A 14,849-nucleotide genomic window follows, 5' to 3' on the forward strand; every position below is an offset into this window, starting at 1 on the left:
GTGCGCAGCGGATGAGGCAGCAGTCCTCTGTTCCTTGATGGTGAAAGCCTGTATAATTATTACATATTGGGGAAACAGACAAGGGAGTGCCGCCGTGACCAGACCTAAATTATTCATTGGTTCCTCCAGAGAATCCATCCGCTATGCCAGAGCGATTCATGAACAGCTGAGACGGACAGCTGAGGTTCATCCCTGGTACGCCGCTGCCTTCCGGGCGAATGAATACACTATGGAAGCATTGGAGCGTAACCTGGATATCAGTGATTTTGCCGTATTTGTGTTCTCGCCGGATGATGTGGCCCGTATCCGGGGTAAATATTATTATGTTACGCGGGACAATACCCAGTTCGAGATGGGCTTGTTCTGGGCCAGGCTGAGGCGGGGAAGGGTCTTCTGCCTGCTGCCGGATCAGGTGCCGCCGCGCAGTGACCTGATTCCGGGGGAGAATGTGGAGGAATACCATCTGCTGTCCGATCTGTCCGGGCTGACACCGCTGGAATACGAATGGCAGCATGAGAATGTAACTGCGGCCGTTGATGTCAGCTGCGGCAAGATACTGGATATAATCGCCGAGCAGGGCAGCTATCAGGACCCGGCGGCAGAGCTTAGGCTGCTAAAGGCAGAGCTTAGGCGAAAAGAAAGTATCCTTCACTTCTTTTGGCAATATAATAATAATGTGGCACCTGCCCCGCCGGAGGAGAAATATCAGGCGCTCAGTGAAGCAGTCCGCAACTCCTTCCTGCCTGCGGACAATTGCCGGGTCACCGGAGCCGCCATGTGGCGGGCGGAAGAGGATGCAGGGCTCAGGCAGGTAGGCGGGAATGTCGGCCGCGGGCATTATTATCCGTTCTCCTCCTCTGAAGGCGGAGGCGGAAAACCCGGAGTGCTGGATGCTTTTTTAACAGGGGAATGGGCCTTTTTACAGCGTACGGAAGTTGCTGAGGTATATATCCTGTGCTATCCTTTAGGTAAGAAGCATGTGCTGTCTGTGCATTTCTCCGGTAACGAGAAGTTGTCAGCAGAGGAGCTTACATCCGTTGTTGCGTTTAACCGGGATTTGTTCCGCACCGTCAATCATTTAGTGGGAGGGGACTAACAGGATGAAGAACATGAAGAATGCAGTCAGTCTGTCCAGTACTGTCCGCCGGTCTGCAAGCGGTAGCGGCAACATTGCAGGGAGCGGAGGCAAAGGCCGTTCCAGACGCAAAGCCGGCACCAAGCTGTCGCCTTCTGCGCTCAACGTATATCTGGCACCTTCGCTGGAGGGCGGAGATGAGGAGTACAAGAAGCTGGTCAGCGGTAAGGTTGACAACGGTAAGCCATCATTCGCGTAATTAATACTCTTAAGGCACTCAACAAGTCTCCGGTATCTGCCGGAGGCTTTTTTTGCGGGAATGGGTGCATTTCGGGATTCCTCCAAAAGTACCTTAGTGATCACCCGAGGTCCAAGCCCTCACGCGGGGGATTTGGTGTGGAGGGAAAGGGAGAGATACAGTATCTTTGACCGGATTCTTTTTTACGGATACCACAGCTCTTATTTTCCTCAAAATAGCCTGTTTGGCGGGCTTGCGGACACCACAGCCTTTATTCGCCACTGCTCGCGGGATAACGCCGCTTTTCACGCCTAATAACGGCGCTGGTGTCCGCAAGGACGGGCACTCGGGTGCTTTTCCGCAAATTAACGTCTGTGTCCGTAACGCTGGGCCCTTAACTTGAAAAACCGTGGCGTGACTCTCTGCTGGCTGATTCCCCTTACGCCCCCTCCGGGTGAGCCTCCTTATCCTTATCGTTACCGTTGCAGTCTGCCGCCTGCCGGCCTCTCCGCAGATGTTTGCTCCGGGCCGTGCCAATGAAGCCGGCTCCGGCAGCGGTGATGCAGCCGATCAGGCCGAATACCGGTAGCGGCGAATCCGCCCCGTACAATCCCAGTAATCCGGACCCCAGCACGGGGCCGAAGGTGGTCCCGATCTTCACAAGCTCTGAACAGCCGAAGTATAGACCCTTGTTGTTATCCGAAGCTAATTCATCAACCAAGGTGTCAAACCGGGCACCGATCAGCAGCTCTCCGAGACTGAACACTGTAATGAACAGCAGCGGCATCACCGGCGAGACTGGCAGAACGAAGAACAGGAAGCTTGCGGCAATCAGCAGATTGCTGGCCAGTACAACGTTAAAGGGATTCCAGCGGGAGATCCAGCGGAGTACGGCAAACTGCGCAGCGAGAATTATGGCTGCATTGGCTGACAGAATGATGGAGTAGATCCGTGTGCCGTCTGCGAGGGCGGAGGTGCCGGCTAAATACTGTGATACCGTTCCATTCAGCTGGGAGTACCCGAAGAACGAGAAGCTCATTCCGGCCAGCAGGAGCAGAAATACATAATCTTTGCGGATAGCGCCAAGCTCTTTGAAGCTGCGTATACTCCGGGAAGGCGCCGCACTGGTAATCCGGCCGGCATGCCGGAAGAAGAAAATTGTGGATGCCCCGTACAGAATATAAAGCATGCCGAGAATGACATAAGGAAAAAGTGTCAGCTTCATATTGAACAGCAGGCTTAGCAGGGGACCGGCAAAACACCCCAGGTTAATCGCTGCATACCGCAGGTTAAAGACAAGCAGCCGGTTCTCCGGAAGCGTTTCGCTGGACAGCACTTTTTTACTGGCCGGCTCGAAGATGGAATAGCATAACCCGTTTAGCCCGTTAAGCAGCAGGAAGACGGGGAAGCTGTCAGCATAGTAGAAGAGAATGAACACGATTCCCCAAACCACAGGAACAACAGCGATGATTCTATGCAGGGGCAGCCGGTCTGCAAGCGCTCCGCCGAAGCTGCTGAAGGCCACATTCACAAGCGGATTGATGCTGAGAACACAGCCGGCGAGGAAGAGGGAGAGGTGCTTTTCATGGGTAAGAAAGATGGCTAAATACGGGACGCTCATAAAAAGAGCAGTTCTTGTGAACAGGGTGCCGGCCAGAATATTCCATACTCTGCTGTTTAATTTCCTGGATAGCTGAATGCGCATTGCTGTTCTTCCTCCATAAATTGTATTTTTATTGTGCCGAGTGTAGCATACAATAAAAATTAGCTTTGTTAATTGTGCCGTATACTCACATTGTGCAAACGGAACGGAGTGGGGAAGTCATGCATTTAGGTCCAGTAATTAAACGGGTCCGTACCTCAAAGGGCATCAGGCAGTCGGTTCTGGCGGACGGGATTATGAGCCGCTCCAATCTGTCGCGCTTTGAGGGCGGCAAATATTATCCAGGGTATGACAAGCTGATTCTGCTGCTGGACAAGCTTGAAATGTCACTTGAGGAGCTGCTGTTTCTGCATTATGAATATGCGCAGCCGGTGAAGCGGAGCCTGCACCTGAGTCTGGTCGAGGCCGCGAACCGTTATGAATTCGGCAAGGTGCGGACAGTCAGCCATGAGTGCCGCTCTATGTACGAGGAGACAGGCACCGAGGCTTATCACCATTTGTATCTGCTGGGTCAGGGTTTTCTGCTCCGCTATCAGCGGGAGGACGAGATCGGGCAGCTTAGCCGGATCGCCGGGGCAATCAAGCCGTATCTGCTGGGAGTAGACCGTTGGTTTCTGTATGAATTTAAGCTGCTTAATAATTTCCTGTTCACACTTAGCAGCGGCGATGCGGTCTTTTTTGGGAACCGGGCGGCGGCTGAGTTTGAGAAGTACCAGGATTTTGCCGAGAGCCGGACGGTTAAGCAGCACCTGATGAAGAATATTGCCACCGTCTGCCTTAAGGAGCATAACTACGGGCAAAGCCTCTATTTCCTGAGCAAAGCCTTGCCGTTAGCCGATAAAACCAATCTCCTCTACGATAAAATTGAGACTTTGGTGTACTACGAGGTTACGCTGCTCTGCCTGAAGCAGAAAGACAGCCCGGCCGAACTGCTTAATTACCTGAATATTCTCCGGCAGCTCGAGTTCACGGACAGCTATGAGGCGCTGAAGCAGGTATGCCGGCGGCATCTGCCTGATGTTTTTGATACATAAGCTCCTATTCCACATAAAAAAGCAGTGCCGCCCCTATCCGGGCAGCACTGCTAATAGGTTGTGTTACTGCTTCGCGAGGCTTCCGCTCCGCTTCTTCGCGAGTTCACGCCGGACTACAGGGGCTACCTCCGTAGCCAGCAGTTCGATGGCTTCCGCAACCTTGGCATACGGCAGGCCGCCTATATCCAGCTGGGTCATGAAGCGGTTATGGCCGAACAGCTCATGCTGATAGAGAATCTTCTCAATAATCTGCTGCGGACTGCCCACAGCCAGTGTGTCATCAGGAGAGGTGAACCGGCCGAATTCGCTGCGTGATACGCGGTATTCCTGTCCGGGCTTCGGGCTGATTGCGTTACGGTAGCTGTAGTAATAAGGATAATACTCATCCAGTGCCTGCTGCGAGGTCTTGGCAATATAACCGTGACTTGTAATGGCGATCTTAAGGTCCTCCGGCCGGTGCCCGGCTGCAGCACCCGCCCGGCGGTAGGTGTCGGCCAGATTCTGGAACGGCTCCGGACTGCCGCTAAGAATAGCGATCGCCATACCGATGCCAAGCGTACCGGCCCGTTCGGCGCTTTCCGCGGAGCCGCCGATGCCGATCCAGAGCGGAAGCTTCTGCTGCAGCGGACGCGGGGCGATCTCGGCGTTATGCAGCGGAGAGCGGAATTTGCCTTCCCAGTTCATTACTTCATGCTGATTCAGAGTAAGCAGCAGGTCGAGATTCTCACTGAACAGCAGCTTGTAATCCTCCAGCTCATAGCCGAACAGCGGGAAGGACTCGAGGAAGGCGCCGCGCCCGGCAATAATCTCCGCCCGGCCGGCTGAGAGCAGATCCAGCGTGGCGAAATCCTCGAAGACCCGGACCGGATCAATGGTGCTCAGCACCGTAGTTGCGCTGGTCAGCTTAATCCGCTGCGTAATCTGGGCAATGGCGGCCAGCACGACCGGCACCGAAGAAATGACGAAATCCAGCCGGTGATGCTCACCTACGCCGAATACATCCAGCCCCGCTTCATCGGCCAGCCTGGCAGCGGCAATGACTTCATCCAGCCGCTGGCGGGGGCTGATCCGCTGTCCGGTATGACAATCGGTTACTATATCCCCGAGTGTATAAATGCCGAACTCGAACTCCGGTTCAGCAGCTTGCTGCGCTTGATTATTCTTTTGAGTATCCCCTTGAATGTTCCCTTCGTTGTTCATTGGTACTAACCCCTTATTATGCAGAATATTTAATATAGTTAAAGCTTATGCTTGTCCGTTACAGCGAGAATATACTCTACTATAGCACATATACTTACAAAATGTAAGTATATGAGTGTAAGTTTGTTTGATGTGTTGTACGAAAAAAAAGCACAAACAAACCGAAAAGTCAGTAGTGAAATACATTATTCCGGGCGGAATTTGTGTATTTTTATTGACAGGTTTATAGAATGATGATATTTTAAATTTACAAATTCCAATTGAATTACTTTGAATTAAATTTAGCCGACTGTACAAACAGAGGTGCCACGCATATGCCAGTGCGGGGTTCCTCTGTTTTTTTTGTTAATGAAGAATTATCTGCTGTGTATGATAACACCCGAAGGAGGAGCAGACATGGGAGAGGCTTTGCTGGACATTGCCGGGCTGAATAAGCGTTTTGATACTGCTGGAGGAGCTGTAATTGCACTGGAGAATGTAGATCTGCAGGTGCAGGAGGGGGAATTCATTACGGTGATCGGTCCCAGCGGCTGCGGCAAAAGCACGCTGCTGCGCATCGTCGCCGGCCTCGATACCGGCTATACCGGGAAGGTTACGCTTGAGGGGGCGGAGATTGGCGGGCCGGGTATCGATAAGGGGTTTATTTTTCAGGAGCACCGCTTGTTCCCCTGGCTGACGGTAGAGAAGAATATCGCCTCCGATCTGCCGCTTGGCAGGCCGGATATACGCCAGCGGGTAGATGAGCTGATTGAGCTGGTGAAGCTAAGCGGATTTGAGAAATCGTATCCCCGGGAGCTGTCGGGCGGGATGGCCCAGCGGGTGGCGATTGCCCGGGCGCTGCTGCGGAATCCGAAGATTCTGCTGCTGGATGAACCGTTCGGTGCACTGGACGCCTTCACCCGGGCGCATATGCAGACGGTGCTGCTCGACATCTGGCGGCGGAACCGGACCACGATGATTTTTGTAACCCATGATATTGATGAAGCTGTATTCCTGGGCAACAGAGTGGTAATTCTGGAACCCCGTCCGGGCAAAATCCGCAAGATCGTTCCGGTTGATCTGCCGTATCCGCGTAAGAAGACAACCACCTCGTTTCAGGAGCTGCGCCTGAAGGTGCTGAATTATTTCGAGAAGGTGGATGAACTGGAGCTGAAGGACGGGGCCGGAATATAGCATAATTCCTGTGATTTGGAAATGGAAAGGAGGAACAGCGATGGCTGAGCGGGCTATAGCAGCGAATGCCGGGAATGCCGGGAATGCCGGAAGAACGCGAAGATCCCAAGGGCCGGGAAAAGCGGCAATTGCCGGACTCGGGCTGCTGCTGCCGGCAGGCGTATTAATCCTGTGGCAGATATTAGGACATTACGGGCTGATCTCGGAGATGCTCTTTCCGGCGCCTTATACGATTGCCCTGTCCTTCCTTGCGCTGGCTTCTGCCGGAGACTTATGGAATAACTTCAGCATCAGTGCGGTACGGGCACTTTCAGGGTTCCTGCTGGGCAGCGGGCTTGGACTGCTGTTCGGGATTCTGGTCGGATTGTTCCGCAGATCGGAGAAGCTGCTTGATCCTTCGCTGCAGATGATCCGGATGATCCCCAGCCTGGCAGTCGTGCCGCTGTTCATTCTCTGGTTCGGCATCGGCGAAGAATCCAAGGTGCTGCTGATCGCCAAGGGCGCGTTTTTCCCCTTGTATATTAATACCTTCATGGGAATACGGGGGACCGATAATAAGCTTTTCGAGGTAGCCCGGGTGCTGGGCTTCAGCAGAGGGAAGCAGATTTTGCGGCTGGTGCTGCCGGCGGCAGTGCCGAATATCATGCTCGGTGTACGGCTGTCGCTGGGCCTCTCATGGCTGGGTCTGGTGGTGGCGGAGCTGATTGCTTCCACCTCGGGAATCGGCTACATGATGTCGGATGCCCGGCAGTTTGCCGATACGCCTGTCGTATTTGTCGGAATTATTGTTTTTGCTGCTGCAGGCCTGATCAGCGATACGATGGTCCGTCTGATTGAACGGCGGCTGCTGCGGTGGCGGGACAGCTATCAAGGATAGGAGGGAAAGAACCGCATGAGTGAAGGGATAGAAGCAATAATCAAGACCGCCAAGGGGGTAAGGGAAGCCCGTGATTATAGCGGAACAGCTTCAATTACTACGCATAACAACAAGAGAAGATTAACTGTTGCTTCCTGGAAATCTCTTTTGTCCGACTGGGGCACCGGGGCGCTAATTCCCGTAGCAGTAATCGCCGTATGGCAGCTTGCCGGGAGTGCCGGATGGATCTCGCCGGAATTTCTTCCGGCACCGCTGACGATTCTCTCCGCATTTGCCGAGTTGGCCGTAAGCGGGGAGCTTACTCATCATCTGGGCGTCAGTATCGGAAGGGCAGGCATCGGATTCCTGATTGGAGGAATTCTCGGCCTCCTGCTGGGGACGCTGACCGGCCTGTTCCGGACAGCAGCTTATCTGCTGGACCCGAGTGTGCAGATTCTGCGGCTGGTTCCCCATCTGGCCATAGCACCGCTGATTATTCTGTGGTTCGGCTTCGGGGAAATTTCGAAGGTGGTTATTATTATGAGCGGCGCTTTCTTTCCGCTCTATATTAATACATTTATGGGCATCCGGGGAGTGGACAACAAACTGTTTGAAGTGTCCCGGGTGCTCGGGTTCAGCCCGCTGCAGAAGCTGAGGCGGCTGATCCTGCCGGCAGCGCTGCCCGGTATTCTGCTGGGCCTGCGCCTGTCGATGGCTGTAGCCTGGATTGGCCTGGTTGTTGCTGAGCTGATCGGCTCACAGTCAGGGGTCGGGTTTCTGATTAATGAAGCGAAGCAGAACTCCAATACGGCGGTGATTTTTGTCGGAATTATTATTTTCGCAGTGGTAGGCAAGCTGATCGATTCTCTGTTCCGCGTGATCGAACGCAAATTCCTGTACTGGCGTGACAGCTATCAAGGCTGAAGGCTAAGGCTAATGAAACCAAGGGGGCAAGAACATGAACCAACCGGCACTAAAGGAAACATTGACACTGACAGCGGATGTACTGGTAATCGGCGGAGGTCCGGCAGGAACATGGGCGGCACTTACAGCTGCAGCCAAGGGGGCCAAGGTGATCCTGGCTGATAAGGGGTACTGCGGCTCCAGCGGCGCGACGGCCCCGTCAGGCACCGGAGTCTGGTATGTGAAGCCGGAGGCGGAGCTGCGCGAGGCAGCCAAGGCCAGCCGCTATGCGATGGGCGGCAAGCTGGCCGAGCACCGCTGGATGGACCGGGTGCTGGACCGTACCTACGAGAATATGAACAGGCTTGGGGTTGCCGGCTATCCGTTCCCGGTGGATGAGGAAGGGAATCAATACCGCCGCAGCCTGCAGGGACCTGAATATATGCGCCTTATGCGCAAGCTGGTGAAGAAGGCGGGAGTGAAGATTCTGGACCACAGCCCGGTGCTGGAGCTGCTTGCTGATGAGCACGGTGTAGCCGGAGCCGCCGGGATACAGACGCAAGGCGGAGCAGCCTGGAGCGTGCATGCCGGGGCGGTAGTGATTGCTACCGGAGGCTGTGCATTCCTCAGCAGGGCGCTGGGCTGCAATGTTCTGACGGGTGACGGCTACTTATTCGCGGCTGAAGCAGGGGCGAGCCTGTCGGGCATGGAGTTCTCGAATGCCTATGCGATCTGCCCGACCTTCTCCTCTGTAACGAAGACCGCATATTACAGCTACGCCAGCTTCTATTATGAGGACGGCAGTGTAGTGGAAGGAGCAGGCTCCAAGAAGGGCCGTTCCGTAATTGCCAGGAATCTGCTGGCGGGCCGCCAGGTATTCGCTAAGCTGGACGGGGCTGATGAAGCACTGCAGCCGCTGCTGCGGGTGGCCCAGACGAATTTCTTCCTGCCGTTTGACCGGCGGGAGATCAATCCCTTCAAGGATGCATTCCCGGTAACGCTGCGGCTGGAAGGGACTGTCCGCGGAACAGGCGGCATCCGGATTACAGATGAGAGCTGCGGCACAGGCGTACCAGGGCTATATGCTGCAGGCGATGCGGCTACCCGTGAGCTGATCTGCGGCGGGTTCACCGGAGGGGGAAGCCATAATGCCGCCTGGGCGATGTCTTCCGGCTCCTTCGCCGGAGAAGGCGCGGCAGCCTATGCAGCCGGGCTCGGCCGGCACTCGGATCACCGTGCCCCATCCGGACTGTCCTCTTCACCGCTGGTTCACCAGGAAGTGAGAGCGGGAGCGGCAGCCAGAACTGCGGAATATGTAGAGGCAGTGCAGGCGGAGGTCAAACCGTACGACATCAATCTGTTCCGCACAGAGCAGGGGCTGGCCGCCTCGCTGGAACGTCTGGATGGACTGTGGAAAGAGCAGCGCAGCCGGGAGATCCAGCGCACGCCGGAGGGCGTGAAGGCGCGGGAAGCAGAGGCGATGACGGCAACGGCCCGCTGGATGTACAGCTCCGCACTGGCCCGCACTGAAACCCGGGGAATGCATAAACGCGAGGACTTCAAGGGAAGCGACGACAGCCAGCATCACCGGCTGATCAGCGGCGGGCTGGACCAGATCTGGGTTAAGGCAGAAGAGGTAGCGAAGGAGAGTGTACTGCTGTGATTGAAGTAATCAGCGCGGACAGATGTATAGAATGCAATCAGTGTGTATCCGTCTGCCCGACCAATGTATTCGACCGGGTGGAGGACGGAATACCCGTCATCGCCCGGCAGAGCGACTGCCAGACCTGCTTCATGTGCGAGCTGTACTGTCCGGTAGACGCTCTGTATGTGGCTCCCGATTCCGAGGAGATTACCGGAATTACTGAAGCGGAGCTGGAGCAGCAGGGACTGCTCGGCGGGTACCGCGAGAAGGTGGGCTGGGGCAGGGGGAGACAGCCGGTGGCCGCTCATGAATTCATGTATCAGCTGGCGGCCAGGGCAGGGTTCTGAAGCAGGCAGTAACCAATAACAATATCAAACATCCGGCAGATGACTGAGGGGAGAACAGGGCAATGAATAAATTGTACAGAGAGATTACTGGTGTATGGAGTACAAGGGGGCGCCTCACGCTGATCGCAGGTGTGGTGATGATTATGCTGGTGCTGCAGGCCTGCGCCAATAATGCCGGCTCCGGGAACAGCGGCAGTGCAGCAAACGGCGGCGGAACGGATACAGCCGAGGCGGCAGGCAGTGGAGAGGCCGGCAATGCTCCGGCGGTACTGAATTTCGGGTTCATCGGCTCGAACAAGCTGAATCTGCCCGGCGGTGCAGAGGGCTGGGGCTTATACAAAGGAATTATTCAGGAAGAGCTGAAGCAATACGGGATTACGGAAGTGAAGCTGACCGGCTTCCCGAACGGCCCGGACCAGACAGAATCACTGATTAGCGGACGGCTGGATTTCGGCAGTCTGGGGGACACCCCGGCCATTATTGCCTATGCTTCGGGAGCCAAGACCCGGCTGATCGGCCAAAGCTCGGCCCATACGGTCGGTTATCTGATCGGGAAGAAGGATGGACCGAAGACTGTACAGGATCTGAAGGGCAAGACGATTGCGATTCAAAAAGGCTCGTTCATGCACCGTTATGTTGTCGGCCTGCTGCAGCAGGAGGGGATTACGGACTATAAGCTGGTTCATATGCTGATTCCGGATGCGACTGCAGCGCTTGCCCGCGGAGATGTGGATGCGACCACGAATCTCGGTGTGCCTGCGCTGAAGCTGATTGAGCAGGGCTATACCCACCTGGATGATGCGTCGAGTCATCCGGATCTGCTCGGAAGCAGTGCGACGGTTGTATCGGAGGAATATCTTAAGAAGTTCCCTGATTTCCCTAAAGCGTGGAATGCAGCGCGGGAGAAGGCGCTGGCTGACCTGAAGCAGCATGAAGATGAGTATTATGCATTCCTGGCCGAGATCGGGGATACCACCCCGGAGCTTGCGAAGCAGGTGAATCCGATCAGTGATATCAAGGATACAGCGTTCACGGACGAAGGCACGAAGCTGCTGGAGGGAACCAAGAATTTCCTGGTTGATGAGAAGCTGGCCAAGAAGGATTTCAATATCAGCGACTGGCAGCTTAAGTAAGATTAAGAACGGTGAACCGAAGGGAGGCAGCAGAATGCCGCAGCAGCATCAGCAGGTAACGACAGATGTACTAGTGCTGGGCGGAGGGCCAGCCGGAGCATGGGCGGCATGGAGTGCAGCCTCGCAGGGTGCAAAGGTCATTCTGGCTGACAAAGGATATCTTGGAACAAGCGGGGCCACTGCGCCGGGCGGAACAACGCTCCTGGTCATTCCCCCGGTGGCAGAGCTGCGGGAGCAGGCCGTGCAGGCCAGGCTGAAGGCAGGCGGTTATCTCTCGGAGAATGCCTGGATTCACCGTGTGCTGGATCAGGTGGAGCAGAATCTGACACTGGTCGGGGAATGGGGATATCCCTTCCCGAAGGATGAAGACGGCAGGCCGCTGCGGACGCATCTGCACGGGCCTGAGTATATGAAAATTATGCGCAGGGCAGTCCGCAAGGCGGGCGTGCGCATATGGGATCAGTCTCCGGCGCTTGAGCTGCTGCATGATCAGCACGGGGCAGGCGGTGCACGCGGTATCAACCGCCTGACCGGAGAGCGCTGGGAGGTGAAGGCGAATGCGGTGGTTATGGCGACAGGCGGCTGCACCTTCCTCAGCAAGGGACTGGGCTGCAATGTGCTGACCGGGGAGGGGCTGCTGATGTCAGCCGAAGCCGGGGCCGAATTGTCCGGCATGGAATTCAGCCGCCAGTATGCCCCGAGCTTCGCGGATGGAACAGTGACACGCGGGCGCATGCTGGCCTGGGCCACGCTGTATGACGCTGCGGGGAAGCCGCTGCACCGCGGCGACCGCACCTTCGGCAGCATCCCCGAGCTGATGCTGAAGGGGCCGGTCTATGCTTCGCTGGATCTGGCGGATACGGCGGAGAAGCAGGCATTCCTGCGGAAAGCCCACCCGATCTTCTTCATGCCGCTGGAGCGGGCGGGAATTAATCCGTTCAAGGATAAATTCCCGCTCACGCTCCGCTATGAAGGCACGATGCGCGGCACGGGCGGCCTGCGCCTGGCGGGCACCGATTGTGGCACATCGGTGCCCGGCCTGTACGCCGCGGGAGATGCCGCCTCCCGCGAGAAAGTGACCGGCGCCATCTCCGGCGGCGGCGCCTACAATGCATCCTGGGCCATCTGCAGCGGCAGCTGGGCAGGAGCAGGCGCAGCGCGGCACGCTTTGCGCGGGCCGCGCCCGGCGGACAGCCGGCTGCTCCGCGCGGCAGGCCGCTACGGGTTGCCGGCTGGCGCCGGCTCCGCAAGGGCGCTGGACGCGAAGCCGCTGATTGCGGCCGTCCAGCGGGAGATCCTGCCGCTGCAGATCAATTACTTCCGCAGCGAGCCCGTGGTCGCTGCAAGCCTGCAGCGGCTGAACAGCTTGATGCCCGGACTGGGCGGGCAGGTGCCCGCGACGGTTCAGGGCATCGTGCAGAGCCGTGAAGCGGCCGCCATGCTGACTGTCGGCCGCTGGATATACACCGCTGCGCTGGCCCGCAAGGAGAGCCGCGGGCTGCAGCACCTGGCCGAGTACCCGGTGCTGGACCCGCGCCAGACCCACCGCCTGATTCTCTCCGGCATTGAGCGGATCAGCATACGGACCGAAAGCGTGCCGCATGCCCATGAACTGCATGCCCGCACGCCGGGAGAGGAGCGGGCGATATGATTGAGCTGGTGAGCCAGGACCGCTGCATCGGCTGCAGTCTGTGTGTGAAGGTGTGTCCGACCCATGTGTTCGAGCTGCAAGGCAAGCTTGCTGTAATTGCCCGCCAGGAGGATTGCCAGACCTGCTTCATGTGTGAGGCTTATTGTCCGGTGGACGCGCTGTATGTAGCGCCGCAAGCAGAGATATTGGCTCATCCTGAGGAGCAGGAGCTTATAGCCTCAGGCCTGCTCGGCAGCTGGCGGGCAGAGATCGGCTGGAATCCCGGTGCGGAGGAGACGATGGCCGGGCGGGATACGACGCCATTTTTTGAGGTTTTTACCGAGGCGAACCGGAACCCGGGAGGAAGCGAATAACGGTGATACCCGGCTATACTATTGGAGTGCAGGCTAATAACAGCTTCTGCACTTCTTTTTTTGCAACTTTTTTCCAAAATATCCGTCTGCATAAGAGGCAGGAGGAGCTGGCAAAGGTAAAAATATACTTGCTGCGGTATTTGGCTGGACGTAAAGTTTGGTATATACGAACCCGGTATTTTAAGATTATACTGAATTGAACGAACCGTTACTTCAGCAGGCGGAGTTTCTCCCCATACACGTATACACAGACACAAGAATATTATGCTGGAGGAAATTGAATGAGCAATACAGAACTTGCTAGCCAGCTTTCCAGTTTTACGGGAAGACTACTGCGGGAACGCTTCGGGAAGGGACCTGAGTCGATACATGCTTCTATCGGAGAGCAATGTATCGCACTGCATATCCGCAACTTTATCGGGCCTGTGGAGAGATTTTTGTTAAGTAAGGAAGAAGAACAGGCATTTCGCTACACCCGTGAGCTGCTGATGAAGTCCCTGCTCCCTGAATTGTCGGCGTACCTGAAGGATAATATGGCTATTGAGGTCGGCGAGCTTTTCTATGATTGGGGCATACATAACGCGTCGGGGATGATCGTTGCACTTATCAAGAATGACAGTGTGGTTACCGACAATTATGCAGGGCGTGAAGAGGTTCATTCCCAGATTAACGAAGTGAGCAGCAAGGTGCAGAAGGAACCGGTCTTTACCGACTCCTGGTGGCTTGGTCCGCGTATTCTGATTATCAAGCGTGAAGGTATTCTTATTCCGCTGGAGAAGGAACTGATCGGGCTCGGCTATGAGAATACACTGAAGACGACCAAACGCAAGATGGAGAAGCGATATTTGGAAGATACCACCACAATTGCCCCGATGCTCGGCAAGGAGCTGTCGGATATTTATGTGGACTGGGATTTCGACAAAGATACCAGTGTGATAGCGTACACTTTTCAATAAGTAAACTGCAAACAGGGTGGAAATGAGTCGGACATGACAATGAGCCGAACATGAGCCGAAGAAGGGGGATTCGTCCCTTTCTTCGGTTTTTTTATTTTCCGCCTGTTTACAGCCTATTGTGCCGGACTTTGGAGATACAATTTTTATGTTTTGGGGTCTCTGCTGAGTCCTTTGCGGGGATATTTATAGGAGGATACGCCGGATGGAGGAGTACAAGCGGACAGTACTATATGTGGAAGATAATCAGCTCAACATGGCTTTAATGCATCATATCTTCAAAAGAAATCTGCCCTCCGTATTGCTGCTGAAAGCTGAAACGGCAGAGCTCGGCCTGACAATAGCCCGGGAGATGCTGCCGGACTTGATCATTCTGGATATCGGGCTTCCCGGCCTTAACGGATATGAAGCCATGGAAATCCTGCAGCAGGATGAGGCGACCTGCCGTATTCCTGTGCTGGGAACCAGCGCATTTGCTCAAGCATCGGATATTGAGAAAGCCCGTAATAAAGGCTTTGCTGCCTATATCACCAAGCCCTTTCAGGTCAAGCTGTTGACTGCAACCGTAGAACGGCTGCTGGAAGGGTCAGTGTAGACGGGCAGAGATTACAAGTAATAGGGGATT

15 protein-coding genes are annotated in these 14,849 nt (G+C 55.6%); 13 read left to right on the forward strand and 2 right to left on the reverse strand.

Annotation, left to right across the window (positions count from 1 at the left end):
- Positions 1–94 precede the first annotated feature (94 nt).
- Complete coding sequence (locus tag LOS79_RS28830) at positions 95–1,096, forward strand: TIR domain-containing protein (protein WP_315414217.1); 1,002 nt, start codon at positions 95–97, stop codon at positions 1,094–1,096.
- 4 nt (positions 1,097–1,100) lie between these two features.
- Positions 1,101–1,334: a hypothetical protein gene (locus LOS79_RS28835; RefSeq protein ID WP_315414218.1), complete on the forward strand. Its 234-nt coding sequence runs from the start codon at positions 1,101–1,103 to the stop codon at positions 1,332–1,334.
- 418 nt (positions 1,335–1,752) lie between these two features.
- Here LOS79_RS28835 and LOS79_RS28840 read toward each other — a convergent pair whose 3' ends face one another.
- Positions 1,753–3,018: an MFS transporter gene (locus tag LOS79_RS28840; RefSeq protein WP_315414219.1), complete on the reverse strand. Its 1,266-nt coding sequence runs from the start codon at positions 3,016–3,018 to the stop codon at positions 1,753–1,755.
- A 119-nt stretch (positions 3,019–3,137) separates the two neighbouring features.
- On the opposite strand from LOS79_RS28840, the gene LOS79_RS28845 reads away from it, so the two are divergent.
- Complete coding sequence (locus tag LOS79_RS28845; RefSeq protein ID WP_315414221.1) at positions 3,138–4,010, forward strand: helix-turn-helix domain-containing protein; 873 nt, start codon at positions 3,138–3,140, stop codon at positions 4,008–4,010.
- A 63-nt stretch (positions 4,011–4,073) separates the two neighbouring features.
- On the opposite strand, the gene LOS79_RS28850 is transcribed toward LOS79_RS28845, so the two are convergent.
- Entirely contained in the window at positions 4,074–5,210 is a 1,137-nt protein-coding gene (locus tag LOS79_RS28850) for an LLM class flavin-dependent oxidoreductase (RefSeq protein ID WP_315414222.1), read from the reverse strand.
- 396 nt (positions 5,211–5,606) lie between these two features.
- Here LOS79_RS28850 and LOS79_RS28855 point away from each other — a divergent pair, with 396 nt between their 5' ends.
- The 10 genes from LOS79_RS28855 (at position 5,607) to LOS79_RS28900 (ending at position 14,819) form a co-directional block, all read left to right on the forward strand.
- Entirely contained in the window at positions 5,607–6,383 is a 777-nt protein-coding gene (locus tag LOS79_RS28855) for an ABC transporter ATP-binding protein (RefSeq protein ID WP_315414224.1), read from the forward strand.
- Positions 6,384–6,423: 40 nt separating this feature from the next.
- Complete coding sequence (locus LOS79_RS28860; protein ID WP_315414225.1) at positions 6,424–7,260, forward strand: ABC transporter permease; 837 nt, start codon at positions 6,424–6,426, stop codon at positions 7,258–7,260.
- 15 nt (positions 7,261–7,275) lie between these two features.
- Positions 7,276–8,163 (forward strand): ABC transporter permease, encoded by an 888-nt coding sequence (locus LOS79_RS28865; RefSeq protein WP_315414226.1) that lies wholly within the window; start codon positions 7,276–7,278, stop codon positions 8,161–8,163.
- Positions 8,164–8,197: 34 nt separating this feature from the next.
- Positions 8,198–9,805: an FAD-dependent oxidoreductase gene (locus LOS79_RS28870; RefSeq protein WP_315414227.1), complete on the forward strand. Its 1,608-nt coding sequence runs from the start codon at positions 8,198–8,200 to the stop codon at positions 9,803–9,805.
- Positions 9,802–10,134: a 4Fe-4S binding protein gene (locus LOS79_RS28875; RefSeq protein WP_315414228.1), complete on the forward strand. Its 333-nt coding sequence runs from the start codon at positions 9,802–9,804 to the stop codon at positions 10,132–10,134. The genes LOS79_RS28870 and LOS79_RS28875 overlap by 4 nt, the downstream gene beginning before the upstream one ends.
- A gap of 62 nt (positions 10,135–10,196) precedes the next feature.
- Positions 10,197–11,267 (forward strand): ABC transporter substrate-binding protein, encoded by a 1,071-nt coding sequence (locus LOS79_RS28880; protein WP_315414229.1) that lies wholly within the window; start codon positions 10,197–10,199, stop codon positions 11,265–11,267.
- 34 nt (positions 11,268–11,301) lie between these two features.
- Positions 11,302–12,918 (forward strand): FAD-binding protein, encoded by a 1,617-nt coding sequence (locus tag LOS79_RS28885; RefSeq protein WP_315414230.1) that lies wholly within the window; start codon positions 11,302–11,304, stop codon positions 12,916–12,918.
- The gene (locus LOS79_RS28890) at positions 12,915–13,271 is read left to right on the forward strand and encodes a 4Fe-4S binding protein (protein WP_315414232.1); all 357 of its coding nucleotides are present in this window, start codon (positions 12,915–12,917) and stop codon (positions 13,269–13,271) included. Before LOS79_RS28885 ends, LOS79_RS28890 begins: the two co-directional genes overlap by 4 nt.
- A gap of 281 nt (positions 13,272–13,552) precedes the next feature.
- Positions 13,553–14,227 (forward strand): Na-translocating system protein MpsC family protein, encoded by a 675-nt coding sequence (locus LOS79_RS28895; protein ID WP_315414234.1) that lies wholly within the window; start codon positions 13,553–13,555, stop codon positions 14,225–14,227.
- Between the two features lie 202 nt (positions 14,228–14,429).
- On the forward strand, positions 14,430–14,819 hold the full coding sequence (locus LOS79_RS28900; protein ID WP_315414236.1) for a response regulator: 390 nt from the start codon (positions 14,430–14,432) through the stop codon (positions 14,817–14,819).
- Positions 14,820–14,849: the final 30 nt, after the last annotated feature.

Origin of the sequence: Paenibacillus sp. MMS20-IR301 (assembly GCF_032302195.1) — a bacterium.
Lineage (GTDB): Bacteria > Bacillota > Bacilli > Paenibacillales > Paenibacillaceae > Paenibacillus_AQ.